Origin of the sequence: Parvibaculum sedimenti (assembly GCF_009184905.1) — a bacterium.
Classification (GTDB): domain Bacteria; phylum Pseudomonadota; class Alphaproteobacteria; order Parvibaculales; family Parvibaculaceae; genus Parvibaculum; species Parvibaculum sedimenti.
In genome coordinates, this window is record NZ_WESC01000002.1 from 134,464 (window position 1) to 161,058 (window position 26,595).

Consider the following 26,595-nt stretch of genomic DNA (forward strand, 5'->3'; position numbering starts at 1 on the left):
GATGGTTTGAACCTGCGTGTGGCCGAGCAGGTTGCCGATCATCGGCAGTGTTACAACGCCCATTTAAAGAACAGGCCAGTTCATCATCCAAGAGTCGCTGCACATCGTGCGGCCCTATCAAGGGCAAGATTAGCAAACCGACCAAGCGCAGCCTCATCAAGGCCCGGACTTGCCAGCGTCCCAGCGACCTCCTTCGCCGTAGCCGTTACCCGCTCACAAATCTCACCGACCCGCCGTCGGATAAATGGCAAGCCGAGGCCTGTGTCGGCCGCGAAGGCGGCCCAGCCTCTTGCATCAAGATCGGCAAGCGTCGCCCGCTTACCGATCTTCATCGCAAATCTTGGTGACAGCTCGGGATATGCGACGGTCGCCAACAGATCATAGAGCGGAGCAAGACGAGCGCCTTCGGCTTCGTAGAGAAGCGAGAAGTTCTTGCCGTGCGCGTCCGCGTTCCCGACGATCACATTGAAGATCACGGCATCGAGCAGTTTCAACACATCGACCGCAGGCCTTGCAGCGACGCGGCGGAGAAGTCCGAAGCAATCCTGCAAGGTTGGACCGCCCTCGCTGGCATATTTGGTTTCCGGCGGCACGCCCAGCGCCTGGCAGAAATCCTCCTGGTGAATTCGGCGCACGACCCCATCGTCACCGATGGCGCGGTCATATCTTCGAACCAGCAGGAATGTTCGATCCCTCACAACACGCGCTTCCACCGGCGCGACATCCAAGCCAACGGCAGCGGCAAGACGCATCACGAAGACCTCGTTCTCGGTCGTGGCCGACAAGCGCGCAATCGGGGGCTTGAGAATGTGAGTTGTGGGCTGGCCAGGCGCTGGCAGGGCGACTGCGCCATCCATCAGAACAACCGGCACTTTGGATTGCGCACCGGCGAGCGAGAGGCGCAACCCTTCCTCACCCGCGAGTAGCGGGCGAATGGGCAGCGCGTCCAGCACGCGGATCAAGCCTGCGTCGTCGAGCGGGATTGGCTGCTGATTCAGAGCGGGTGCGGTTGGCGCTTCGCCTGGCGGCAAAAGCTGGAGCGCGCCAGCAACGTCGCCGCCGAGTCGATCGAGAAGAGCAAAATCGTTTCCACGTGAAACGCCAAGCGCCTGAGCCGCCGCGTCGCGCTGGCTTTCCTCGGGCAGCAGACCACCGAAGAACGGACGGCACTCGCGACGGCTGAAGGGCTCTACCCGCTTCGGGAGCGACGCCGACAGAGAGTGTGCGTCGTCGTCATTGAGCCAGTCCTGCGCATAGGCGAAGCCGAGTTCACCATGCTGATCTTGTGTCAGCCGCCCTACGAGACGCCCGTCCCACCAGACCTCAAGGGTGCGCGTCATGTCTTCCGCGTTCCTTTGGTTTCGGGTGGCGGCGTGACCTCCAGTGAGCACCCCAGTGCCGCCAAGACTTGAAGTGTCTTGCCGATTTGCGCGGTTGCCTTGCCTGCTTCGAGATCGACGACGAAGCGCAGGCCGACACCCGCCGCGCCCGCAAGTTCGTCCTGCCGCAGTCCAGCGGCTTTGCGGGTGGTTCGAACGATGTTGCCGATTTCTGCAGGCGTGAGTGTTTTTCTGGCCATGACATTTACCGAACGGGAAAATATCATGGATTTCTGACGGGTGTCTACAAAAATTTCCCGCTCAGGAAATATACCGTGACAAACCGGCTCCAATGCCCCCAATATTCCCGTACGGGAATATTTAATTCAGATCGACGCCCTTGAGCAAAGTCATCCAGAAATTCGGATGCGTCCGGCGTCACAGGGCCTGCGAGACAGAATTGACGCTCTAGTCAAAAGAAGATTTTGGTCTCATCACAGCGACTCTGCGTCGGATTGTGCATAGGTTGCAGCGGTCGGCATCAAAACGTTTTGCATCATTGCCGGGCACCGTATCCAGATGGTTAAACCCGTTTAGCAGGTGATTAGGTGGCACACGTCTACGATGGAGCGGCTGGAGGGATTCGAACCCTCGACCCTCTGGATGGAAGCCAGATGCTCTACCTCTGAGCTACAGCCGCATATCGAACATTGGCGCTCTGTAGCGAGTTTTGCTCGCCCATCCGATCTCGACCGTCAATTTCTAGGCGATCCCTCAACGGAAGTCATTGTTGACAACACGGATCATCCGCAGCGGGATGTTCCCACTGAACAATCTAGATCAAATTTTAACTTGGGTTCCGATATTGCGCTGACCATCCCTCACTGAGTGGTCCGGTTGGGATGTTAGTTCAGGGCCTGCTGTAGCACTATATCGTGAGTGCGCCGGAGCTGGTCCAGCTTGCGCAAGCGGAGACGGCAAGCGCGAGTTTCGATCCACGCCCCCGCGTGAGGGGCGACGCGCGCTCGAGTGGCTCGTCGAGGACAAGATCGCGTTTCGATCCGCGCCCCCGCGTGAGGGGCGACCAGGACCGCGACAAGCTCGCCGCGTCTGGTGACCAGTTTCGATCCGCGCCCCCGCGTGAGGGGCGACTTGGTGCGTCGGCTGAGGATCAGCCTAGCTGGGAGTTTCGATCCGCGCCCCCGCGTGAGGGGCGACACGTTGCCCGGCACATTGACGACGACAAGGAAAAGTTTCGATCCGCGCCCCCGCGTGAGGGGCGACCGCGCGTACCGGCGGCCGATAGCGTAGACAGTGATGTTTCGATCCGCGCCCCCGCGTGAGGGGCGACTGGCTCGACCCGGGAGCCTGGACGGCGTACATGGAGTTTCGATCCGCGCCCCCGCGTGAGGGGCGACTCGTTTCCTCAGCCGCCTTCTGGCAGGCTTCGTTGTTTCGATCCGCGCCCCCGCGTGAGGGGCGACCTCACGAAATCAAAGAGGGCGTCGTCATTACCGAGGTTTCGATCCGCGCCCCCGCGTGAGGGGCGACCCCTCGCCGCCTCCTATTCCGACTTCTTTCGGATGTTTCGATCCGCGCCCCCGCGTGAGGGGCGACCATCGGCCATTTTTGCCCTCGATTTATCCAAGATGTTTCGATCCGCGCCCCCGCGTGAGGGGCGACACGTGAACCGCCTGCCCCAGCTCGACGATGACGCGTTTCGATCCGCGCCCCCGCGTGAGGGGCGACAAGACGCCGGCCTGCCCGCCAGCCTGATCTTCAAGTTTCGATCCGCGCCCCCGCGTGAGGGGCGACGCGCTGTTCGTTACTGCGGGCGTGGACGTGCAAGAGTTTCGATCCGCGCCCCCGCGTGAGGGGCGACGAGATCAGCGGCGATGCCTGGCGCTCATGGATCGTTTCGATCCGCGCCCCCGCGTGAGGGGCGACACGCATGCAAAGCTCACAACCATCCTCTGGATGGGTTTCGATCCGCGCCCCCGCGTGAGGGGCGACTCGTCGGAATCTTTGGTTCCATCCTCTTGGTGTGGTTTCGATCCGCGCCCCCGCGTGAGGGGCGACCACCCGCAAGACGGAATGGTACGGCACGAGCGGAGTTTCGATCCGCGCCCCCGCGTGAGGGGCGACCCTCGTTTTGAGAGAAAAATCATCATATACGATGTTTCGATCCGCGCCCCCGCGTGAGGGGCGACGATCGGCATCGGCGGAATCGTTGAGGCCCTTGCTGTTTCGATCCGCGCCCCCGCGTGAGGGGCGACGCCATGCCTGAGCCGCAATTGCGGTATTGATTGGTTTCGATCCGCGCCCCCGCGTGAGGGGCGACTATCCCGCACCGCCGCCCTGGTCACCGGATTGGCTGTTTCGATCCGCGCCCCCGCGTGAGGGGCGACCGGCAGGAGGGCATGCACTAGCTCGGCCGGAAGAGTTTCGATCCGCGCCCCCGCGTGAGGGGCGACCCTGGCCGCGTGGTTCGGACATCGGTTCGGCGGTGTTTCGATCCGCGCCCCCGCGTGAGGGGCGACTCGCGGCCAGCGTGTCGACGCCATACTTCCGCATGTTTCGATCCGCGCCCCCGCGTGAGGGGCGACCCGCCCGCGCCGCACGATGGTCTCCATCATGCCGAGTTTCGATCCGCGCCCCCGCGTGAGGGGCGACCTTTCGGAACGTTCCCGGTCTATCTGCTTCAGCAGTTTCGATCCGCGCCCCCGCGTGAGGGGCGACTATTGGTCGAGGTCGGGGACGTGATATTGCTCGGTTTCGATCCGCGCCCCCGCGTGAGGGGCGACGTCTCGTCGGCCGACGCCAACGACATCGCCAAGGTTTCGATCCGCGCCCCCGCGTGAGGGGCGACTATGTGCTCGGCGCGGCCGAGACGTGGCTTGAGGCGTTTCGATCCGCGCCCCCGCGTGAGGGGCGACAGTCCTGCGAGCACATGGCTCGCCTGCTCGGCGAGTTTCGATCCGCGCCCCCGCGTGAGGGGCGACGGCGGCGAGCAGCTTGTCCAGCGACGACGTGTCGTTTCGATCCGCGCCCCCGCGTGAGGGGCGACCAGCGAAAGTGACCGTCCCGAAGCCGTCCGAGGTTTCGATCCGCGCCCCCGCGTGAGGGGCGACCGGCGGCGAGCAAGGTCTATGACCTCTTCGTCTGGTTTCGATCCGCGCCCCCGCGTGAGGGGCGACGACGTTGCACGAAATCGGCCGGGCGATCTGGGATGTTTCGATCCGCGCCCCCGCGTGAGGGGCGACCATGTCTTTCGTCTTCCAACCTGCGTTGGAGGACGTTTCGATCCGCGCCCCCGCGTGAGGGGCGACTCCTCGGGCAGGCCCGCATCGTCGATCGCTTCGGCGTTTCGATCCGCGCCCCCGCGTGAGGGGCGACCCTCCGGCAGGCCCGCGTCGTCGATTGCTTCGGCGTTTCGATCCGCGCCCCCGCGTGAGGGGCGACCGTAGGTCTTGGTCGAGCGATACGTCAGCATCAGTTTCGATCCGCGCCCCCGCGTGAGGGGCGACGTCGGCGTCGGTCCCCAAAGCTCGCGGGTATAGCGTTTCGATCCGCGCCCCCGCGTGAGGGGCGACCGCGTCCATACGCCGATGGTGCTTTCGGTGCAGGTTTCGATCCGCGCCCCCGCGTGAGGGGCGACCATCGTGCCTACCGCGCTCCGCCCGCAGGATCAGGTTTCGATCCGCGCCCCCGCGTGAGGGGCGACCGGTTGACCCGGAGCGCGCCCGCGAAGCCGAGCAGGTTTCGATCCGCGCCCCCGCGTGAGGGGCGACTATACAAATCCATCCGCCTGACCAGTTCAGACTGTTTCGATCCGCGCCCCCGCGTGAGGGGCGACCTAGTCCGCCTACATTGGTCTGGACTTGTACCGTGTTTCGATCCGCGCCCCCGCGTGAGGGGCGACATTGGGGCAACGGAAGCCGAGTGACTCTTTTTGCCGTTTCGATCCGCGCCCCCGCGTGAGGGGCGACCGCATCGGCCTCAACCAGCAGCCGGGGGAATGGTGGTTTCGATCCGCGCCCCCGCGTGAGGGGCGACCTCGCATTGCGGCGATAGGTGACGATGCGCGCCAGAGTTTCGATCCGCGCCCCCGCGTGAGGGGCGACAGCCTCGTCGACGCGCATCGTCTGCGTGCCATTGAGTTTCGATCCGCGCCCCCGCGTGAGGGGCGACAGCACTTCATACCCGTCTGTGGCATCAATTACCGGTTTCGATCCGCGCCCCCGCGTGAGGGGCGACGCCCGGCTTCGGCCGGGCCTTTCCGAATGCCACGTTTCGATCCGCGCCCCCGCGTGAGGGGCGACGCGCTTATCGTCGAGATACGCCTCTTCGAGTTTGGCGTTTCGATCCGCGCCCCCGCGTGAGGGGCGACCCGCACAAGGTCAAGACCGCTACCGACCTCAAGGTGTTTCGATCCGCGCCCCCGCGTGAGGGGCGACGACCGAGCGCGTCGACGAGACTGCGCTCGTGGAGGTTTCGATCCGCGCCCCCGCGTGAGGGGCGACCTGTGGCAGACCTCGAAAAACTAAAGGTGGAAGTTTCGATCCGCGCCCCCGCGTGAGGGGCGACGCCGGTTGGCGCGTCATTGTTGCGCGTACACCCGTTTCGATCCGCGCCCCCGCGTGAGGGGCGACCGGCGATCTGAGCCGCAAGCTGCGCCTCAACAGTGTTTCGATCCGCGCCCCCGCGTGAGGGGCGACCCTGTGCGTAGTTGCGGGCATACCTATTGTTGATGTTTCGATCCGCGCCCCCGCGTGAGGGGCGACCCTTCTGGTCGATCACGTCGGCGAGCACCGACAAGTTTCGATCCGCGCCCCCGCGTGAGGGGCGACGTGCGCCGCCTCACGAAGCGCCATGCTTCGGAAAGTTTCGATCCGCGCCCCCGCGTGAGGGGCGACCAGCGAGCCGCGCGCGCAGCGCGAGGGTCTGGAAGTTTCGATCCGCGCCCCCGCGTGAGGGGCGACTGGTGTGGGGCGCATCTCAATGACCTCCTACGAAGTTTCGATCCGCGCCCCCGCGTGAGGGGCGACCGCCGCACGCTGCTTTTGATGCCCCGCTGGGGACAGTTTCGATCCGCGCCCCCGCGTGAGGGGCGACAAGGTGCAAGGCAAGCGCGCGATCCTTGCGAAGTTTCGATCCGCGCCCCCGCGTGAGGGGCGACCCCGTGCGACGGTTCATCACTTCGCCGTAGGCGGTGTTTCGATCCGCGCCCCCGCGTGAGGGGCGACACGGCGATCTGAGCCGCAAGCTGCGCCTCAGTAGTGTTTCGATCCGCGCCCCCGCGTGAGGGGCGACCAAGTCTTCCGGCGGTTTCGCTGGAACGTATGCCGTTTCGATCCGCGCCCCCGCGTGAGGGGCGACCTGCGCCGCGCGCACCGGCTTCACAGCCTTATTCGGTTTCGATCCGCGCCCCCGCGTGAGGGGCGACAGGTCGACAGAGAACGCATGTGCCAGCGACTTGAGGTTTCGATCCGCGCCCCCGCGTGAGGGGCGACAGCGAAGACCCGCGTGCCTTCCGCTGCTTCGAGGTGTTTCGATCCGCGCCCCCGCGTGAGGGGCGACCCACCGCCGGAGCCCGGTGGCGCACCACGATCACGTTTCGATCCGCGCCCCCGCGTGAGGGGCGACCGACCAACCTCGAAATGATCGTTTACGAGGCGAAGTTTCGATCCGCGCCCCCGCGTGAGGGGCGACCAGATACTCGGTAGCCCATTGTCCTTTGGACCAGAGTTTCGATCCGCGCCCCCGCGTGAGGGGCGACCCGAAAAGACGCTGTATTATCTCGACCTCATCGCCGTTTCGATCCGCGCCCCCGCGTGAGGGGCGACGCCGCGAGAAGCTGGCCCACGGCGCGTGTCAGGCTGTTTCGATCCGCGCCCCCGCGTGAGGGGCGACATTGGCTCGTGGACATATGCGGACGCCTCTCGTGGGTTTCGATCCGCGCCCCCGCGTGAGGGGCGACCCGACGCGCGACGCATTTCCAAGCTTGTGCTGGTGTTTCGATCCGCGCCCCCGCGTGAGGGGCGACCGTAGCCATCAGTGCAGCGAGCTAAGCGTCCTGTTTCGATCCGCGCCCCCGCGTGAGGGGCGACTTGGCTCGTGGACATATGCGGACGCCTCTCATGGGTTTCGATCCGCGCCCCCGCGTGAGGGGCGACCAAGACGTGAGTTTCGTTCGGGCGCCAGCGGATGTTTCGATCCGCGCCCCCGCGTGAGGGGCGACGCGAGGAAATGCGGGGCGACATGATCGACCACAGGTTTCGATCCGCGCCCCCGCGTGAGGGGCGACCGACGCGCGACGCATTTCCAAGCTTGTGCTGATGTTTCGATCTGCGCCCCCGCGTGAGGGGCGACTGGCCCATTTTGCTTTATCGGCGGGTTGATAGGCGTTTCGATCCGCGCCCCCGCGTGAGGGGCGACCTCGGCAAATATTTCCGACATTGAGCGGGGGCGGGGTTTCGATCCGCGCCCCCGCGTGAGGGGCGACGCCGACGCGCGACGCATTTCCAAGCTTGTGCTGATGTTTCGATCCGCGCCCCCGCGTGAGGGGCGACGACCCACGACTACGACCCGCTTGACGGCTGAGCCGTTTCGATCCGCGCCCCCGCGTGAGGGGCGACGCTCCAACCATGGCCCCGATCGTCAACCAGAACAGCGTTTCGATCCGCGCCCCCGCGTGAGGGGCGACACCTCACCCGAGACGTTCAGGTCCAGCTTGTCGGTTTCGATCCGCGCCCCCGCGTGAGGGGCGACTCTGCCGCTTTTGCCAGCGATGCGCGAAGCGCCCGGTTTCGATCCGCGCCCCCGCGTGAGGGGCGACAGCCGGGGCAACGAGGCATGGGCCGGTGGACATGGTTTCGATCCGCGCCCCCGCGTGAGGGGCGACAGGAGCTGCATGAGCGGCTTGCCGGCGTCATCATCGTTTCGATCCGCGCCCCCGCGTGAGGGGCGACCGGGCGTCCGTGAGGTCTTCAAGGGCTTCGAGATGTTTCGATCCGCGCCCCCGCGTGAGGGGCGACGTCGCAGGCGGAAAGAAGAGCATCACGCTGACGACGTTTCGATCCGCGCCCCCGCGTGAGGGGCGACAGTGCTTCGTCATAAAATCCGCCAGTCTGTGCGCTGTTTCGATCCGCGCCCCCGCGTGAGGGGCGACACCTCGCCGCGAGGCACGCTCGTGCGCCTCAGGAGTTTCGATCCGCGCCCCCGCGTGAGGGGCGACCTTCTTCGGCCGTGCGAGCGACGTACTCATCGCCGTTTCGATCCGCGCCCCCGCGTGAGGGGCGACCCGGGCGTCCGTGAGGTCTTCAAGGGCTTCGTGATGTTTCGATCCGCGCCCCCGCGTGAGGGGCGACGCTTTCGCATCTGGCGGCCGGTACCGATGGCAGGGTTTCGATCCGCGCCCCCGCGTGAGGGGCGACGATAGGGCCGTCTTGCCGCCGCCAGTAGGAAGCTGTTTCGATCCGCGCCCCCGCGTGAGGGGCGACCACAAGGAAGTTCGTGCCCGCTACTACGACAAGGTTTCGATCCGCGCCCCCGCGTGAGGGGCGACGACTGCCAGACTGACGGGCACTATCTCTGCGCGGTTTCGATCCGCGCCCCCGCGTGAGGGGCGACATTGGCTCGTGGACATATGCGGACGCCTCTCGTGGGTTTCGATCCGCGCCCCCGCGTGAGGGGCGACCATTGGCTCGTGGACATATGCGGACGCCTCTCGTGGGTTTCGATCCGCGCCCCCGCGTGAGGGGCGACAACCACATGTTCGGGAGCGCGAAATGAGCAAGAGGTTTCGATCCGCGCCCCCGCGTGAGGGGCGACGCCTCCAGGAATGAGACGTTATAGGCATCGCGCACGTTTCGATCCGCGCCCCCGCGTGAGGGGCGACGCCGACGCGCGACGCATTTCCAAGCTCGTGCTGATGTTTCGATCCGCGCCCCCGCGTGAGGGGCGACCTCGACGCAGTGGGTGCCGAGGGCGAGCGATATGCGTTTCGATCCGCGCCCCCGCGTGAGGGGCGACCCCTTGCGCGCCATCGATGGTGCTAGGCCCTTCAAGTTTCGATCCGCGCCCCCGCGTGAGGGGCGACCAAGGGCCGTGACTGGCGTTCGTTCGGTGTGTGGTTTCGATCCGCGCCCCCGCGTGAGGGGCGACCAAGGGCATCGACGCGCTGTTTCCGAACGCGGATGTTTCGATCCGCGCCCCCGCGTGAGGGGCGACCGCTCCAACCATGGCCCCGATCGTCAACCCGAACAGCGTTTCGATCCGCGCCCCCGCGTGAGGGGCGACCCGACAACGCGACCGACAACGCGACCGACAGTGCGGTTTCGATCCGCGCCCCCGCGTGAGGGGCGACGGCGCAGGTGCGCAAGATCGGTGATAAGACGAAGTTTCGATCCGCGCCCCCGCGTGAGGGGCGACGCCACCGCGCATGATGCGCTCGGCGAATGAGGCGTTTCGATCCGCGCCCCCGCGTGAGGGGCGACCGACGGCCACGTAGTACTCGCCGGCGGCGATCGGGTTTCGATCCGCGCCCCCGCGTGAGGGGCGACCAATCTCGGTCGCGGTCCGCACCGTGTCGAGCTGCGTTTCGATCCGCGCCCCCGCGTGAGGGGCGACAGCCGCGAAGCGTGCGCAGCAACATCAAGTGGATGTTTCGATCCGCGCCCCCGCGTGAGGGGCGACCACGATGTCGAGCGGTATCAGCTCATGGTTTCGGTTTCGATCCGCGCCCCCGCGTGAGGGGCGACGCCGCCGCGACGAATGACGGCTCGCCGATCGGGGGTTTCGATCCGCGCCCCCGCGTGAGGGGCGACGTGCACGCGCAAGTCCATCATCAACGAGTGCATGTTTCGATCCGCGCCCCCGCGTGAGGGGCGACTTGTCCGCCTGTGGTGCCCTTGGCGATCTTACCCCCCGTTTCGATCCGCGCCCCCGCGTGAGGGGCGACCGCAGAACACGACGTTCTTGGTTTCGTTTTCGGTGTTTCGATCCGCGCCCCCGCGTGAGGGGCGACGCTCTACGCCATGTACCTGCTCGTCACGGCTCGAGTTTCGATCCGCGCCCCCGCGTGAGGGGCGACAACGGGCATAGCCCCCGCCATTCTCGCCCGTCGCGTTTCGATCCGCGCCCCCGCGTGAGGGGCGACCTCAGGGCGGGGCTCCCGGCTCACGTTGGTGGTGGGTTTCGATCCGCGCCCCCGCGTGAGGGGCGACGGCTCGAGGTCTACTGGGAATGGGGCTCGGGTCAGTTTCGATCCGCGCCCCCGCGTGAGGGGCGACCCGACGCGCGACGCATTTCCAAGCTCGTGCTGATGTTTCGATCCGCGCCCCCGCGTGAGGGGCGACAAGGCCCTCGGGGTGGACCTGATAGATCGGCTTGTTTCGATCCGCGCCCCCGCGTGAGGGGCGACTCGCTAACCCCTTATAATATATATCTTTTTAAAAGTTTCGATCCGCGCCCCCGCGTGAGGGGCGACCTTTTCATGATAGTTCCCTCGTTCTCGATTGCCGGTTTCGATCCGCGCCCCCGCGTGAGGGGCGACAACGAAAAGAGCCCGTCGTTCACCGTGTCGGACGAGTTTCGATCCGCGCCCCCGCGTGAGGGGCGACTAGCGAGCGGGCGGCGGATGAGATCGCCTGCATGGTTTCGATCCGCGCCCCCGCGTGAGGGGCGACCACAACACTTGCTCGGCTTGCGGAGAACAATGCGTTTCGATCCGCGCCCCCGCGTGAGGGGCGACGCCGCCGCGACGAATGACGGCTCGCCGATCGGGGGTTTCGATCCGCGCCCCCGCGTGAGGGGCGACGGGGCGAGGACAGTGATTTCGTCCGCGTCCGCGTGTTTCGATCCGCGCCCCCGCGTGAGGGGCGACGCTCATGCCGTCACCTTTGCTGCCCGCGCCTCGATGTTTCGATCCGCGCCCCCGCGTGAGGGGCGACCGAGCCACGGCATGCCCTTGGGGCCGACGGCGTCGTTTCGATCCGCGCCCCCGCGTGAGGGGCGACCCGGCAATGGTCAGGTGATCGTGGTCGAGGGCGAGTTTCGATCCGCGCCCCCGCGTGAGGGGCGACCCGGTACGGCTTCCCGGCGCACACCGCGCACCTGGTTTCGATCCGCGCCCCCGCGTGAGGGGCGACCAGCCACGTGTGCGCGGCCCATTCGTATCATGGTTGTTTCGATCCGCGCCCCCGCGTGAGGGGCGACGTCAGGCTGCAATCGGTCGATGATGACGACGGGCGGTTTCGATCCGCGCCCCCGCGTGAGGGGCGACGGCTGGGGGTGCATCATGGCTGAGGTAATGCCGGTTTCGATCCGCGCCCCCGCGTGAGGGGCGACCGGAGAAAAGAGTGGAACGCGCGGCAAGGAAAGGGTTTCGATCCGCGCCCCCGCGTGAGGGGCGACCAGCGCCGAGAAGCCCAAGGCCGCTCGAGAGCAGAGTTTCGATCCGCGCCCCCGCGTGAGGGGCGACGGACGACTGCCCGAAGAGCGACGAAAGCCCGAACGGTTTCGATCCGCGCCCCCGCGTGAGGGGCGACCCCGACACGGCGGACGTTCAGACCGGCATCCAGAACGTTTCGATCCGCGCCCCCGCGTGAGGGGCGACGGAAACACCTGCGGGCTTATCGTCCATCGGCAGGTTTCGATCCGCGCCCCCGCGTGAGGGGCGACGGTAGATTTGTAACCTGATGACAGAGTTGAGAAAATAGCGCCGATAGCGCGAATCTGCCCAAAGGTGAACAGCAGGCCTGCCCTCCTTCCATTGCCATCCAGAATTTGCTCACGATTTCAAAGAGCTGGTGCCAGTGCGAACCTGTCGGGAATCTCCGGCACCCTTGGGGTTCGCGCCGACTCGATCGGGAGACGCAAGTTGCTCACGCCTCACGCCTACACGATCAGCGTACCCCCTAGATCCTGAGCCGGCCTGGCGCCAACATGCTCCACCTTACGGCGCCAATTCGAACCCAGATAGTAGTAGCGCAGGCTGTCCGATTTCGGATTGATGAGTGCTTCCAGCTGTGCTTTCAGCATGGCCCACTGCGCCGGATCCACCTCGATCTCAAACACCGAATATTGTACGCGCTGACCGAAATCGCGGCAGGCTTTGGCCACAGCCCGCAGCCGGCCCGGCCCGCCCGCCTCCGAAGTGGCGACATCGTAGGTGACAAGCACAAGCATGGCGGTCTATTTCCAGAACCAGGGAGGATAAGCATCGAGATCGCCGCGAAGATGACGCGCAAGCATTTGCGCCTGCAGATACGGCACAAGCCCGAGTGGTGCTTTCTCCTCGAGGAAGAGGTGTTGTCGCTCTTCCTTCTTGCGGCTCTGCCAGGCGGCAAGAACCGTCTTGCGCGCCTCGTCGCGGAGCAGCACTGCGCCGCCTTCCCGCGTTTCGAAATCTCCGGCGCGAAGCTGGCGCCGGTTGATCAGCGACAGCGCCAGCCTGTCGGCAAGCACCGGACGAAGCTCCTCCATCAGGTCGAGCGCCAGACTTGGCCGGCCGGGACGATCGCGATGCAAAAATCCAACCGACGGATCGAGACCGACGCTCTCGCAGGCGCTACGGCAATCATGCGTCAGAAGCGTGTAAAGAAACGACAGAAGGGCGTTAACGGGGTCCAGAGGAGGACGCCGGGAGCGCCCTGTCCAGCGCATCTCGGGGTCCGGCGTCCTGATCAACCGGTCGAAGACTGAAAAGTAGAGATTGGCCGCTTCTCCTTCTGAACCACGCAACTGATCCGTCCCTTCGTTCGACAGTTCCACCCTCCGCAGGATGTCGGCCATCCGCCCCACCACGCTTGATATTGTCGAGCGGCTGGCGGCATCGAACTCATCGCCATAGTCGCGCAGCGCGCGCATCAGCACCGAGCGTTGGTTGGCGACCTTGCCCACGACGATGGACCTGACAATGGCCTCCGGAGTTTCCGATACGCGATATTGCGCGCGCCGCAGCAAAACATTGCCTGTTGTCGGGCCCTCCACGCGCGCCTGGAAGCGGCCGTTACGATCCAGAAGGACGATGGAAATGCCGGCCGTCGCGCAAGCCGCCATCAATGCAGGGGAGACATATATCGGACCGAAAACCACCGCCGAAGCCAGCATGTGCAGAGGCACACGAGCTCGCTCCTCGCCCTCGACCTCTGCGACCAGATTCGCGCCGTCCTTGCGCAGCGTCGCGCCCTCCGTAGTGATGTAAACCGTGTTAAGCAGCTTTTTCACGATGTTGGCTTCTCAGCAATGAGGCGAGAGACCATTCTGGCTCGCCACTCGCGAACCGGCCGTGTCACCGCGTCCGGCCGGCAAAGTTCAAGTAGCGAACAGGCCCGGCATCGTGTCCGGAGGACGGTCGGAGGCGGCGTGACGCCAGACGCGAAGACATCCGCCACCGCTGCCACCGTATCTTCCGTCAACCGGCGCAGTTCTGCGTCGAAGGGCACGACAAGGCGGCGTTTGGTCTCGGCATAGAAAAGAGCGCCCTCCGGCACTGAAACCCGCATCATTTCTTCTAGACATAGTGCCTGCGCGCAGAGCTGCACTTCGTCTGCCCGGTGCAGCTTCGGTTTGCCGCGCTTGAATTCGACAGGATAGGGCACTTCGGCGCCGTCCACGCCCCGGTGAAACTCGACGAGATCGGCGGTGCCCGCAATGTTGAGACGCCTGGAGGCCAGGGGCAGTGCCATCACGCGGCGTACGCCGCGCGCCCTGCGCGATCCCCCTTTGTCGGTAACAGAATGCAGAACCTGACCTTCCGCCGTAAAACGATTCTCGGCCCAAGCGCGTTCAATATGGATCAGCGCCGTTTGCCGCAAACAATAGACCGCATGCTGAAGAGCGGAGAGCGGGACAGGATCACTCTCTTCGGTGAAAGGTTCTCCCGTACCGTTCTCCATCGTTTCACAGCTTCTCCATGATTTCGATACCGGCCGGGAGGTTCCCCCGGTCAATCGAAACGATGTAATCCGCGAAGGTGCGGGCCGGTGCATAATTGCTGATTCGGCTGTCGACTTCGCGGAATTCGCCGTCGATGTTGCGGCCGACCTTTACGCGATCGAAGAGCGCATGAGCCGGCGTATTGCCCAGCGCGTTCTCGTGCTTGAACACAATGAGCTTGCGCGTCGACATTTCGCCGCGTGCAGCGGAGCGATCATGCTCGAACATGCTCGACAAGGCTTCGAACAAAAGTGTGAGATCGGAATCGGAAAAACCCGTGCGTTCGGCAAGTTTGGCCGAAATGAAGCCATGTGCCCGGTAAAGCGCGTAAGGTACGATATATTTGCGCCCCATGGTCCGGTTGTCGGTGCGGTCGTTTTCATCTTCACCGCCCTCCGCACGCTGTTTCTTCTCGGCTTCGTTTGTCGCCGCCATGCGCGTAATCGAAATTTCTTGTGGCACGATCGGCTCGATGGAACTCGCGAAGGTTATCTGCACCGGGCCGCGCACCTGCCCGGCATTGATGCCCGTCGACATGACGGCGCCGAAGGTGCGGACGTCGAAGAAGTTGCGGCACATGAAGTCACGAAGCAGTATGGCTTCAGCGTCGTCCTTCGGATTGAGTTTGGGCTCCTTATCGACCTTTGGGTCGTTGGGACGAAGCGCCTTGTAGGCTTGCCGGTGCTTGTCGTTGAGAATGGCCGCCTCCTCGACATAGATGTGGTGACCCTCAGCAGCCCCCTTTGCAAGGTCGACATAGTTACGCACCTTCCGCTTGAGGCTTACATCCGAAACCAGGCCGTGGTTGGTTTCAGGGTCGAGCCGCGGCAGATTGCCGGCGTCGGGATCGCCGTTAGGGTTTCCCTTGGCGACGTCAAAGAGCAGAACAAAATCATAGCGGTTGGTAATCGCGGTCATTATGCGGCCTCCTCCGTGTCTGCCGTAGCACGTTTGCGGAAGAATTCTCCGCGCTGATGGTAGTAGCCGAGCCCGAACATCGCCTGCTCGGCGGCGTTGAGCGAGGCCGGGAACGGATCGTCTTCCGGCGTCATCGCTTCCATGATCGCGCCGATCGCGCGTTCCAGATTGATGCGCTGGCCGGGACGCTTCTTGCCCACCTTCGCAAGATGGTTGGCCGATCCGCGATCGAGCAGGGCAAAAACATTTCGTGGCGTTGCCGAGGCCGAGCCGTAGAATTTATCCTTGATGGTCGCGTTGACATTACGGCCGAGCGCCGCAGTCTGCGCCTGCTCATAGACGGCGAAGAGTCGCCCGAGCAGATAGCCTTTGTTCCTGTTTTCCGGATCAAGTGCCACAGGCACCTCCCTGCGTTTGTCGCCACTATTCGGCTTCATTCCAAAGTTTCGGACGAGTACCGCCCGCAGAATGCTCGCGCGCAGCGCATTGATCTCTCCATCGGCGCGAATGCGCGCCAGCACGGTCGAAAGCAGCGTCAGCGGATAGCGGGTTCCGCTCAGGATCGACCGCATCCACTCGCCGGCGAGATTGGGCGGCACGTTTTCGCTTTTGCCCAATAGTGCCAATTCCCGCAGATGCCGCCAAAGCGACGGATACGGCTCGCGCCAGGCCGGTTCGACGCGCATGTCGTCGACGAAACGCCGATAGTTTTCCGCCAACACGCCAAAATCGTTTTCAAAATAAAACCGGATCGACAGACGCGCGGCGTTGGGCGCGAGGCCGAGTACATAGAACCGCACGCCTTTCGACAGCTTTGCGTCGAGCGCCTCGATCGGTTCGCCCTTGCGCAGCCTTTCCAGCAGAATGGCTATCTTCTTCGCTGCCGCCTCATCTGACGCCGCGTCATCCGGGTCGCTGAACATTGCGTAGAATGTGCCTTCCGCGAGCTCAGCTGATTCCTCGTCGGAGGTGTCGGCCCAGAATACGGTCGAGGCATCGCCGATCTGGATTCGGTGTTTGCTGTCCCGTTCGAGGAAGCGATTAAGGGCGGCTGTGTAGGCGAAAGCCGCGACTTCCGAGACCGGCGCGTTGTCGCCTTGCTTGTGCTCGTAGGACTCGAATGCGTCGAGGTTGAACGAAACGATCGACCCGCCAGAGGATTGTCCGCCCCAGACGCCTTTTATGGCGGGATGCAACCTCGCGACGGGCCCCCGATTTCCCGTCACAAGGCAGACCTGGGCGTCGGTGGTGTTCTCCCCGCCGATATGGGTCCACAGAGCCTTAGCTGCCGGCCGGGCGTGGAGCCAGAGGCTCTGTGGCCGGTCCGCCTCCAGAACAAAGATCACGTTCTGGTCTTTGAGTTCGTCCGACCAGAGAGGTTCGGCAAATTGTTCGGGTGTCCATCGCCTTAAAAACAAAAGCAACGCTTTCAGCCCAGCATCGGCAGTGCCGCCTAGCTCCCTTTCGTGTCGCTCCTTGAACGCGGCGTGTTCTTGCGCCGTACGCTTTCCCTCCCCGGCTGTCACGCCAAGCACGTAAGAGGTCTTATCCCACAAGAAGCTCGGAGCAATGCCGGCTGTGCGTTTCGCAGGCTGCGGCACCGCCATGGGACGCGGCTTGCGCTTTCGACCTTCGCCGTCTCGCCAATCGATAACATTCGCAACCGAGCCATCCTCGTTCAGGCTGACGATCACGCCGATATTCTGCATCGAATAGCCGAAGGGCGGCGCATCTGGCAGGCGGTCATAGGCGCGGACGAGCGAGGCGAGGATGCTCATTTGCGAATCTCCGCCGAACCGGGCTGGGGCACCTTCATCACGCCGTCTTCGAGGACGGCGCGGAAGAACATCGACGGCTTGCCCTTTGCCCCATGGTCGATGTCCCACAGCATGAAGCCGAGATCGCGGGGTGCGCCAAAACCGAGATCCCTCGTCTTCTCCAGCGGTTCGGGCATAGGCGCGTCCGGTTCGATCAGCTCGAAGCAGGCGGCAAATTCCCGCGTGCCGAGGCAGGGCTGGTGAAAGCACTGGCCGCGCCGCGCCCGGCGGCTGAAGATGTCGAGATGCTTGCCTTCGTTGTCCTCCGCGTCGGCGCGGGGCGTCAGCTCGAAATGCGCCTCGATCACATAGGCGGGCTTGACCAGAACCGTGGAGGCGCGCTGTTGGCGGTCTTCGTCGACGAGGAGTTGCAGTCCTTCCAGATCGCCACGCTTCATCGCGCTCTTGATCTTGCTGGCAGGTGCCTTGCTGCCGACCTCATTTCGCCGAATCGACTGGAACCGGGGTGTCTCCAGGACGTGGATTGCATCGATCGCCCAGCGGATGGCGGGCTTCCAGTGGATCGCTTCAAGGATGCCACGCGCGGCGGAGGGCGTCATCACGTCGTAGCTGACGCGCTCGACTTTCATTTCGGGGCGCGTAAAGCAGCCATGGTCGCCCCATACCTTTAATCGGATGCCAAATGCCATCTTCCCCTCGCCGCTTAAAATGGCCACCACTGTCAGGCTTCTGACTCATCCTTGATCAAATTATTGAATTCTCTGTCGTCAGATATTCAGCATCTTCCCACAATAGCCCAATCTCGTCCTTATACAAATCTTCGCTTTTCAGGACAGCAAACTGATCGCCACGCAAATCCGGCCTTACGAAGGTCACATGTCCGCTGCGAATCAACAAGGCCCGAGCTCGCGGGGGCACCTGCACGACATAACTCTGCAACTTTCGCGCAAGACTGCCGGACGACAGTTGTTCGATGGAGAGTTCCGCGACAGCCTTCCTTGCCCGATCATCGAACTGAATGATCACGGGCTCCATCCTGCTTTCGATCATGCGGAACTTTTCAGCAACCGTGCGGAAGGCGAAGTCCGCACCATCCCGATTGATGACGAAATCCTTGAAAATTCCTCTTTCGTCGAGCTTTGACCCGGCCCGCCAATAGACTTCGCCGAAATAATTTTCAATTGCGTCGAGCGATAGCAGATCGTCGTGCCGGTCGACCATACGGCTCATGTCGCCGATCAGGCCGGCAATCTCGCGGGGCGGCTTGTAGTCCGGCGTGGAAAAGACGGTGACCACGCTCTCCTGCCATGGATTCCGGCCTTCCCGATTGCAGCGTCCCGCAGCCTGGACGATGCTGTCGAGTCCCGCCTCCGCGCGCCAGACCTTCGGAAAGTCGACATCCACGCCTGCCTCTATCAAGCTCGTCGCAATGACACGGCAAGTTCGTCCGTCTTTCAGTCGCTTACGTACGCCAGTGAGAATCTCACGCCGATGCGCCGCGCACTGCCGCGTTGTCAGATGCACCAACCCGTCAAGCCCTGCCTCTCCGCCTTCCCTGTAGAGCTCCAGCGCATGCTTGCGGCTGTTGACGATGACCAGCGCCTGCGGCTCCCTGCCGATGGCCCCTATCAAGGCGTGGTTATCCATCTCGCCGACGCGCTCGATGCGGGCGCGGCGCAGCCGGAGAGCGAGATCATGCGGGTCCGGCGCCAATTCACGGTCCTTCTGAAGATCGAGTCCCTCGGGAAAGCCTGGCGCGCCGAGCGCCGGCTGTGTGGCGGTACACAGAACGATCGTACAGCCGAAGAGGCACGCCAGCGTATCCAGCATGCGAACGCAAGGGATGAGCAAGTGCCGTGGAATCGTCTGCGCCTCATCAAGTATGATGATTGACCCTGCGATGTTGTGCAACTTGCGCGCCTTCGACGTCCTTGTGGCGAAGAGGCTTTCGAAGAGCTGAACATTCGTGGTTATGACAATCGGCGCCGCCCAGTCTTCCATGGCGAGCTTCAGGCGGTCGCGGCTGGTTGGTCTCCGTTTCGTGTCCGGATGCTCCTCGTCGATCGCCGAGTGATGTTCGAGAATGTGTTCGCTGCTCAGAACGTCGCGGAAGATATCCGCAGTCTGATCGACGATGGATGTGAAAGGTATCGTATAGATGATCCGGCGATGTCCGTGCGCCTTGGCGTGGTCCAGCGCAAAGCCGAGCGAAGCCAGGGTCTTGCCTCCGCCTGTCGGGACCGTCAATGTGAAGAGGCCGGGAGACATCCCGGCCTTGCCGCGCACATGGGTCAGAATGTAACCGCGCAGTTGGTTGATATCCCCGTCACCGCGCTTCCCGGTCATATAGGCGTTAAAACGGACCAGAAATTCCGGCAGCATGTCCTGAAGCGAAGCCCAATGCCGGTCGGGCTGCCGTCCATCCAACGTCGAATAGAAGCGCTCGGTATCCTTGAAATCCGCATCCACTAGGCAGGAAAAGAGAAAGCGCACGACGACCGAAAAGTCGAAACCTGCATAGGCCTTTCGTTTACCTATCGCCTCCATGAGTCGATTCGGCATCAGGCGCGCCAGATCGAAGGCAAGTTCGTCGCGCCAGACAGGGTCGAGCTTGTCCTCATAACGCTCGATCCTGCGTTCAAAGCATCCGATTTCGTCCGTATTCCGATCAGGCAGACCGGCATGGTGTCCCAGAATCCCGTAGGCAATGAATTCCACCATGGCGCCATCGGCGCTATCTGCCGCGACGAGTTTTTTCAGCAGGGCGGCCCCGGCAGTCGAATGATCGACGCGAATGTTCTGGCCTTCAAGCCTTCGTTGAAAATCCGGATTGTATTTGCCGAGATCATGGAAGAGGCCTGCTAGATATGCGGCCTTATCCAAACCGATGTGCTCAGCAAGGTCGGAAGCCAATTTGGCTACGGCCAACAAGTGCTCTTGGAGCGGTTGCCAATCGCTTTTATCTCGAGAGGTGCCGGAATGAGCAAAATACGGCATATGACCGCTGACCTGCCGGATATTTTGTACTAGATTAATAAAGAGTATTGCACAGTTGATGTCTCTTCTAGAAGGGACATTAGCGGCTTAAACGTTTGCGGTGCTGTCGCAACCCGCATCTCAGCGACTTCACTTTCTCGTCTGAACTCGGTCCGTTACCAGTTTGAGGCGAGGGCTCTGCAATCCTGAGATCGCTTTCCGATTGGAGTCGAAGGTTTTCCTGATCCTCGCTCGACAAATCGCTCATCGCCAAGCCGATCAGCCTGCTCAGATACATGCTGAGGAGATTGGCAGCGCCATCGTGTCGTCCGCGGAAAGGGGCAACTTGTCGGCCATCCTCAACTCTGGCACGCCTACGCGCTTGAATGAAGGCTTCATACGTCAGCACCCACCGTTCGGGTGACCTGAGCGCCAAGGTCGATATGGAGGCAATTCGCCGTTAGTGTCAGGCAATCCTCAACGACAGATGGTGTACGACTAACCCTCTGATTTCCTCGACAAGAGGTTCCTTCAAGCTCGTCGAGACACGGAACTATTCAGCCGACCTCTCTTGCCGTGCAAAGATTCTGGCTGCTTGCGCCAAGGCGGGATTGGCTCTGAACAAGGACAGAAAAGCCACGGTCCCCTCGTCCATAGTTTCGTCCATCGACCGGCCCAGCGCGCCAAGCACGTGCCGACGACGCTCATCTGACGGCACGCCATAGTGCTGAAGGGTTGTATTGAGCGAGTTGTGACCGAGATTGAGCGACCAGGCCCACAGCTCTTCCACCGTATCGCACATTCCGAGCCCCAAGCGGGTCAGCGTCTTTCGGAATGCGTGAGGCGTGTAGTAGCTGATGCCCGCATCCTCAAATGCGCGTTTGAATATCCGTCTTATGGGTGCGGAGTTAGACCAGCATTCGCGCGCAATCTCGCTATCGCCGTTGGCACCCAGCTCACCGTTCCGAGGAAAGAGCGGATCGTCGGGTGAATAGCCGCGCTGGCAGAGCTCCAGCGCCCAGTCCGCAACCATCTGCTCGATATCATTGCCAACAGGAAAGAATGACGTCACCTGGCTCTTCGAGAATTTGACGCGAACGACGCCTGCATCCTGAAAGACCGTCCTTGAGACCATATCGAGATGCCTGAGATGCAATGAGGCAACCGCGTTGACCCTGATCCCCGTCAAATACATGAAAGCAACAATTGCCCTGTCCCGGCGAGCATGAAGCGTTTCTCCGGGCATGGTCGAGAGGATGCGGCGGACCTCGTCCGGCGTCGGAACCGGTTTGGGAGGCAGCGTACGTGCCAGCATGACCTCACGACGCGGCGGCGCAAAATAATCCACCTCGGTCGCATTCATGCTGCGATAGCCCCTCTGCTCGACGAGCCAGGCAAAGAATGCGCGACAGTGTCCGAGCGTATGAATGATCGTAGAGGCGCTGAGGGGCTGGCCATCGGCGCGGCTCGCGCGAGTCATCAGATGGTCCTTGAAGCCGATGATCTGCTCGCGATGAAGCAGCCTGAAGTCACGATGACGCGTAAAGACCTCAAATTCGGTCAATGCTGACAGCGCCGCATCCATGCTCTTCTCACTGAGCCCTTTGGCATGCCGGAGATGCGCCTGATACGCCAGACGGCGGCGATCATTTTTCGGGTTCGACATTTCGACAATCCTGAATTGCTCAATGCACAACAACAGCGAGAACAGGGTCCTCACACTAGTGTCATTTCTCGTCTCTGCTCTTGACCGCATATTTTTCGAAGAATGCGGACGTCCCCTGCGGGCCCACAAACCGAAAGACTGCGCCACGGCAATCCGGGCACACGCCCGTGATACGAGCTGCGCCTTTGCGGGATGGGATCGCCTCAATCTCGCCGTCAAGCGGCAGCTTGGGACGCTTGCACCCGACACAGAAGAATTCATGCGGCTCCAACCGACATCGCAGATTCTGCCTTCGCTGCAGATGAAAGCGATTGAGCTCGTCGCCGCGGAACGCCACCGGCTTCTGATCGTCGATTGGGTGAAGCCCCTGCTTGATCCAGTTCAGGGGGGTGTTTCTGCTGACGTCATAGAGCGAACGGGTCGCCTTGAGGTCATAGACCCAATTTGATTTAGCCTTGTTGGGATGGTGACGGCGGCGCATCAGCAGCCTCCCTCACGGCCGATTGAAATCTCGACGTGGAGAGATGGCTGAGAAACGCCGTACCAGGCAGGCACAAGGAAGGCCATCATTTGCCCGCCCTCCTTGCGATTTCGAAGCGCAACAGGTCAGTCTCGCACCAGCGTGTGGTCCCCTTTGAAAGACGAACAGGCTCCGGAAATCCGTCCTGCTCCTTGACCCAGCGCCAGACCGTCGCAATGCCGACGCGATAGCGTGTGGCCACCTGCCTCACTGTGAAATAGCGCTCCAGCAAGTCGGCGGGCATCTGAGAGGACGGAAGAAGGGCTGCGCCCTCCATTTTGTTCGCAGACGAGACTGATTTTTCAGATGTGGTCTTGCGCGAGCTTGCGCTCTCACACCCGGCCTTCCGCCGCTTCCTGCGCACAGGCACCGCATCAGCGGGTTCAGCAGGACGCATCTCATCCGCCGCGCCGGCTTTATTAGAGGGCGCCGGAGATCGTGCCGGGGCAGGAGCCGCAACACCTTGTTCCTGCCTGTGAGGTACGGGCAGGTCGAGCTGACCGAACAGACCGGGCTGCGAATGAAGATCGTCTGGAGGAATTGGCATACGCGTCCTTCTCCCCGCTTTGCGGGCTGATGAAGGCGCGTCATGCGCTCAAACTGAAAATGCAGTCAGGCTGGCAGAGGTAAGGAAGTCCCCGATCTCGTCTGACCTAAGGAAAGGCTGAACCGATTCGGCCAATGCAGCAACTACTCGTCGCACCTCATCCCGCAGCCGGGCAACAAATCCCAACGAGGTTTTTTCAGGCGCTCCTCACCTCAAATTCGGACAAATCCCGGATCAGGCAAGCCACGCTGGCATTAATGGGATGTGGGGCTGGATGATGGGCCAGAGTATGCCGCATCATAAATATTTATATATTTCAATAGGTTGCAATGATTTTTGGCGGAGAGGGAGGGATTCGAACCCCCGATAGAGTCACCCCTATGCCGCATTTCGAGTGCGGTGCTTTCAACCACTCAGCCACCTCTCCGCGAGGTATGGGGCCGGCGGCGAAGCGCCCGGCTGCCATGTGGAAGCGGCGCGGAATGTAGACCGAGGCATTGCGCGGGCACAAGTGCCTGATCGGCCATAAATCTCTCCTTTTTACGCCCAGGCGCAGAAAGGGCGTTTTGGCGAGCCCGATCCTGCTAAACTTTCGTTATGAGCGATGCACGCACAGAGCAGAAACCATCGAGGCCCGGAGCGGAACGGCTACGCCCGCGCGTCTTCGCGGCCTGGGCTGTCCATGCCTTCACGGCGTCGGGGGCTGTGGTCGGGCTTCTCGCCATTTCGGCCCTGATTGCCGGGGACCTGCGCCTCGTGCTGCTCTGGCTGGGCGCGGCGCTCCTGATCGACGGGTTCGACGGACCCATGGCGCGCAAGGTCCGGGTCACGGAATTCGCGCCCCGCTTCGACGGCGCAATCCTCGACCACATCATCGACTACCTGAATTACACGGTGATTCCGGCCCTCATTGTCTACCGCTTCGGCATGGTCCCGCCGGGCTTCGAGATCCCCGCCGCCGCCTATATCATGACGACATCGCTCTATTGCTTCGGCAACAAGGACATGAAGACGACGGACAATTATTTCTCGGGCTTCCCGGCCGTCTGGAACCTCGTCATCCTCTATTTCTACCTGACGACGAGCGGCCCCTGGGTGAACCTGACGGCCATCGCGGTGCTGGGGGCGCTGACCTTCGTTCCCCTCAAATTCATCCATCCCTTCCGTGTCCGGGCGCTCAGGTCACTAAATCTTCTCATGACGGGCGCCTGGGGGGCGCTTACCTTCACCCTCGTCCTCGCAAGTGGGCCAAGCCTTACCCCGGCGAAAGCCATGCCGGTGGCCTATGGGGCTTTCTTGCTGGTATCTGTCTATTTCCTCGGAGTCTGCCTCTGGCGGTCGTTCCGACGGCCCGAAAGGGTCTGAAAGGGCCGGTTCCCAAGGCCTTCTCGCCTTGACAGGCAGTCTTCCCCCTGTATATTCCCCCCCAATTCGGCCCGGGCCGCGGCACTTCCGCCGCGCCTGGCCCTTTTCCGTTATATGGTGGTTTCCCATGTTCGCAGTCATCCGGACCGGCGGCAAGCAGTACAAAGTCGCTAAAGACGAACTCCTTGAAGTCGAGCGCGTCGAAGCGAACGCCGGCGACAAGATCGACCTTCCGGTCCTGATGATCGGTGGCGAAGGCAGCGCGACGAAGATCGGCGCGCCGCTCGTCGAAGGCGCGAGCGTGAAGGCCGAGGTCATCGAAATGACCCGCGGTCCGAAGCTCACCGTCTTCAAGAAGCGTCGTCGTCAGAATTATCGCCGCAAGAACGGCCATCGCCAGGATCTGATGCTCGTCAAGATCGTCGAGATCGCAGGCTGAGGCAGGAGTAGAGACAAATGGCTCATAAAAAAGCAGGCGGTTCATCCCGCAACGGTCGCGATAGCGCCGGTCGCCGTCTCGGCGTGAAGAAGTTCGGTGGTGAGGCTGTCATCTCCGGCAACATCATCATCCGTCAGCGCGGCACCAAGGTGCATCCCGGCGCCAATGTCGGCATGGGCACGGACCACACCATTTTTGCGACGACCGAAGGTGTTGTTTCCTTCCGCGCGCGCAAAAACGGCCGCACCTACGTATCCGTCATGCCGGCCGGCGCACCGGCCGCTGCGGCCGACTGAAGACGCGAGGTTTCGCCACCTCGCAGGTGGCGACCATCGAAATCGAGAGGGAGATGGGCCGCCATCTCCCTTTTTTAATGTCCTCCCTGTGCCCTTCGCAGATATCGCGGCGAGGCGCGGGAGGGCTGCGAAGGGCACTGCTCCCTCTCTGTTTTTGGCCGCGTGCCCGTTCTGCGAACGGCACTCCGGTCCGGGAGAGCACCCGATGCAGGACGTTCTGAGAACGGACCGGCTGGTCCTGAGGCACTTCAATCTCGACGACGCGCCGCGCGTTCAGGCGCTCGCCGGCAACTGGAAGGTGGCGAGCATGCTGGCTCGCGTGCCCTATCCCTACAAGGACGGCCTCGCCGAACAATGGATCGCGACGCATGACGCGCGGCGCGCTGCCAAGCAGGGCTATGCCTATGCGATCGAGCGGAATGGCGAGCTTGTGGGCTCGATCGGCCTCGACTCGTCAGACGAAGACAGCAATGCCTTCGAACTTGGCTACTGGATCGGCGAAGCCTGGTGGAGCCTCGGCATTGCGACGGAAGCCGCGAGGCGCCTCGTCGTCGAGACTTTCGCTCGGCTTCCCGTCGAAAGGCTGACGGCGGGACACTTTGTCGAGAATCATGCTTCGGGCCGCGTTCTGACCAAGCTCGGCTTCCGCTATATTGCGGAAAATGAAATCTGGTCCGAAGCGCGGCGCGCAAAGCTGCGCGGCCTCCGGATGGAACTGCCGAGGACGCGCGCGGCAACGCACAACCTTCTCGCAAGCGAGACGACAGAATGAAATTTCTCGACCAGGCGAAAATCTACATCCGGGCTGGCGACGGCGGCGCCGGCGCGGTGAGCTTTCGCCGCGAGAAGTTCCTCGAATTCGGCGGCCCCGACGGCGGCGACGGCGGCAAGGGCGGCGATGTCGTGATCGAATGCGTCGAGGGCCTGAACACGCTCATCGACTATCGCTACCAGCAGCATTTCAAAGGCAAGACCGGCATGCATGGCATGGGCCGGAACCGCCACGGCTTCAACGGCGACGACGCGGTGCTGAAGGTGCCCGTCGGCACGCAGGTCTATGACGAAGACGAGGAAACGCTGCTCGCGGACCTCACGGAAGTCGGCCAGCGCGTCGTGCTGCTCAAGGGCGGCAATGGCGGCTTCGGCAACGCGCATTTCAAGAGCTCGACCAACCGCGCGCCCCGCCGCGCCAATCCCGGCCAGGAAGGCCAGGAAATGTGGATATGGCTGCGGCTGAAGCTCATTGCCGATGCAGGCCTTGTCGGCCTGCCCAATGCAGGCAAGAGCACGTTCCTCGCCAAGGTGAGCGCGGCGAAGCCGAAGATCGCGGACTATCCCTTCACCACGTTGACGCCGGGCCTCGGTGTCGTGAGCATCGACGCGCGCACCTTCGTGCTGGCCGACATTCCCGGCCTCATCGAAGGCGCGAGCGAAGGCGCAGGGCTCGGCGACCGATTCCTCGGCCATGTGGAGCGCTGCCGCGTTCTCGTCCACCTCGTCGACGGGACGCAGGAGGATGTGGCGGAGGCCTATCACGTCATCAGGAACGAACTCGAAGCCTATGGCGCCGAGCTTGAAGACAAGCCGGAAATCCTCTGCCTCAACAAATGCGACGCGCTGTCGGAAGAAGAGCGCGAGGAAAAGCGCAAGGCGCTGGTAAAGGCGAGCCGGCGCAAGAAGGTGCATCTCATCTCCGGCGTCTCGGGCGAAGGCGTCGACAAGGTGCTGCACCTCGTCGCCGACGAGATCGCCGCCGCCAATGCCGTGGAAAAGAAGGCGGCCGAAGAGCCGGAAGAAGGATGGCGTCCATGACCGGACAAGGAGTTCGC

The 26,595-nt window shown here is 63.0% G+C and carries 17 protein-coding genes, 2 tRNA genes and 1 CRISPR repeat array; of the genes, 5 read left to right on the forward strand and 14 right to left on the reverse strand.

The features are described 5' to 3' along the window. Positions 1-83: 83 nt before the first annotated feature. From F2P47_RS02495 to F2P47_RS02555, 14 genes are all read right to left on the reverse strand, one after another. Positions 84-1,340 (reverse strand): type II toxin-antitoxin system HipA family toxin, encoded by a 1,257-nt coding sequence (locus F2P47_RS02495; protein WP_152214583.1) that lies wholly within the window; start codon positions 1,338-1,340, stop codon positions 84-86. Continuing rightward, positions 1,337-1,579 (reverse strand): helix-turn-helix transcriptional regulator, encoded by a 243-nt coding sequence (locus tag F2P47_RS02500; RefSeq protein WP_152214584.1) that lies wholly within the window; start codon positions 1,577-1,579, stop codon positions 1,337-1,339. Before F2P47_RS02500 ends, F2P47_RS02495 begins: the two co-directional genes overlap by 4 nt. Before the next feature lie 365 nt (positions 1,580-1,944). Continuing rightward, positions 1,945-2,019, reverse strand: a tRNA-Gly gene (locus F2P47_RS02505). 287 nt (positions 2,020-2,306) lie between these two features. Then, positions 2,307-12,002: a CRISPR direct-repeat array (repeat unit 32 nt; unit sequence GTTTCGATCCGCGCCCCCGCGTGAGGGGCGAC). A 216-nt stretch (positions 12,003-12,218) separates the two neighbouring features. Then, positions 12,219-12,509: a CRISPR-associated endonuclease Cas2 gene (gene cas2, locus F2P47_RS02510; RefSeq protein ID WP_152214585.1), complete on the reverse strand. Its 291-nt coding sequence runs from the start codon at positions 12,507-12,509 to the stop codon at positions 12,219-12,221. A 6-nt stretch (positions 12,510-12,515) separates the two neighbouring features. Next, entirely contained in the window at positions 12,516-13,550 is a 1,035-nt protein-coding gene (gene cas1c / locus F2P47_RS02515; protein WP_152214586.1) for a type I-C CRISPR-associated endonuclease Cas1c, read from the reverse strand. Beyond that, positions 13,547-14,221, reverse strand: coding sequence for a CRISPR-associated protein Cas4 (cas4, locus tag F2P47_RS02520; RefSeq protein WP_152214587.1), 675 nt, complete (start codon positions 14,219-14,221; stop codon positions 13,547-13,549). Before cas4 ends, cas1c begins: the two co-directional genes overlap by 4 nt. A gap of 4 nt (positions 14,222-14,225) precedes the next feature. After that, a complete protein-coding gene (gene cas7c / locus F2P47_RS02525; protein ID WP_152214588.1) occupies positions 14,226-15,179 on the reverse strand; it encodes a type I-C CRISPR-associated protein Cas7/Csd2 in 954 nt (317 codons plus the stop codon). After that, positions 15,179-16,957 (reverse strand): type I-C CRISPR-associated protein Cas8c/Csd1, encoded by a 1,779-nt coding sequence (cas8c, locus tag F2P47_RS02530; protein WP_152214589.1) that lies wholly within the window; start codon positions 16,955-16,957, stop codon positions 15,179-15,181. Before cas8c ends, cas7c begins: the two co-directional genes overlap by 1 nt. After that, a complete protein-coding gene (gene cas5c, locus F2P47_RS02535) occupies positions 16,954-17,646 on the reverse strand; it encodes a type I-C CRISPR-associated protein Cas5c (RefSeq protein WP_152214590.1) in 693 nt (230 codons plus the stop codon). The genes cas8c and cas5c overlap by 4 nt, the downstream gene beginning before the upstream one ends. Positions 17,647-17,701: 55 nt before the next feature. Next, the gene (locus F2P47_RS02540) at positions 17,702-19,954 is read right to left on the reverse strand and encodes a CRISPR-associated endonuclease Cas3'' (RefSeq protein ID WP_152214591.1); all 2,253 of its coding nucleotides are present in this window, start codon (positions 19,952-19,954) and stop codon (positions 17,702-17,704) included. A 532-nt stretch (positions 19,955-20,486) separates the two neighbouring features. Further along, positions 20,487-21,599: a tyrosine-type recombinase/integrase gene (locus F2P47_RS02545; protein WP_185680902.1), complete on the reverse strand. Its 1,113-nt coding sequence runs from the start codon at positions 21,597-21,599 to the stop codon at positions 20,487-20,489. A gap of 61 nt (positions 21,600-21,660) precedes the next feature. After that, positions 21,661-22,080, reverse strand: a complete 420-nt coding sequence (locus F2P47_RS17570) for a hypothetical protein (protein WP_185680903.1) — start codon at positions 22,078-22,080, stop codon at positions 21,661-21,663. 85 nt (positions 22,081-22,165) lie between these two features. Continuing rightward, positions 22,166-22,396: a helix-turn-helix transcriptional regulator gene (locus F2P47_RS02550; protein WP_204886479.1), complete on the reverse strand. Its 231-nt coding sequence runs from the start codon at positions 22,394-22,396 to the stop codon at positions 22,166-22,168. Between the two features lie 607 nt (positions 22,397-23,003). Next, positions 23,004-23,093 (reverse strand) — tRNA-Ser (locus F2P47_RS02555). A gap of 170 nt (positions 23,094-23,263) precedes the next feature. Between F2P47_RS02555 and F2P47_RS02560 the strand changes: the two genes are divergently transcribed. The 5 genes from F2P47_RS02560 to obgE all read left to right on the forward strand — a co-directional run bounded on the left by F2P47_RS02560 (position 23,264) and on the right by obgE (position 26,578). Next, positions 23,264-24,031, forward strand: coding sequence for a CDP-alcohol phosphatidyltransferase family protein (locus F2P47_RS02560; protein WP_152214593.1), 768 nt, complete (start codon positions 23,264-23,266; stop codon positions 24,029-24,031). 127 nt (positions 24,032-24,158) lie between these two features. Further along, positions 24,159-24,470 carry a 50S ribosomal protein L21 gene (rplU, locus tag F2P47_RS02565; RefSeq protein ID WP_152214594.1) on the forward strand — a complete coding sequence of 104 codons (312 nt, stop codon included), beginning with the start codon at positions 24,159-24,161 and terminating at the stop codon, positions 24,468-24,470. A gap of 17 nt (positions 24,471-24,487) precedes the next feature. Further along, complete coding sequence (gene rpmA / locus F2P47_RS02570) at positions 24,488-24,766, forward strand: 50S ribosomal protein L27 (protein WP_152214595.1); 279 nt, start codon at positions 24,488-24,490, stop codon at positions 24,764-24,766. A 205-nt stretch (positions 24,767-24,971) separates the two neighbouring features. Continuing rightward, entirely contained in the window at positions 24,972-25,538 is a 567-nt protein-coding gene (locus F2P47_RS02575; protein WP_152214596.1) for a GNAT family N-acetyltransferase, read from the forward strand. Beyond that, positions 25,535-26,578 carry a GTPase ObgE gene (obgE, locus tag F2P47_RS02580; protein WP_152214597.1) on the forward strand — a complete coding sequence of 348 codons (1,044 nt, stop codon included), beginning with the start codon at positions 25,535-25,537 and terminating at the stop codon, positions 26,576-26,578. Before F2P47_RS02575 ends, obgE begins: the two co-directional genes overlap by 4 nt. Positions 26,579-26,595: the final 17 nt, after the last annotated feature.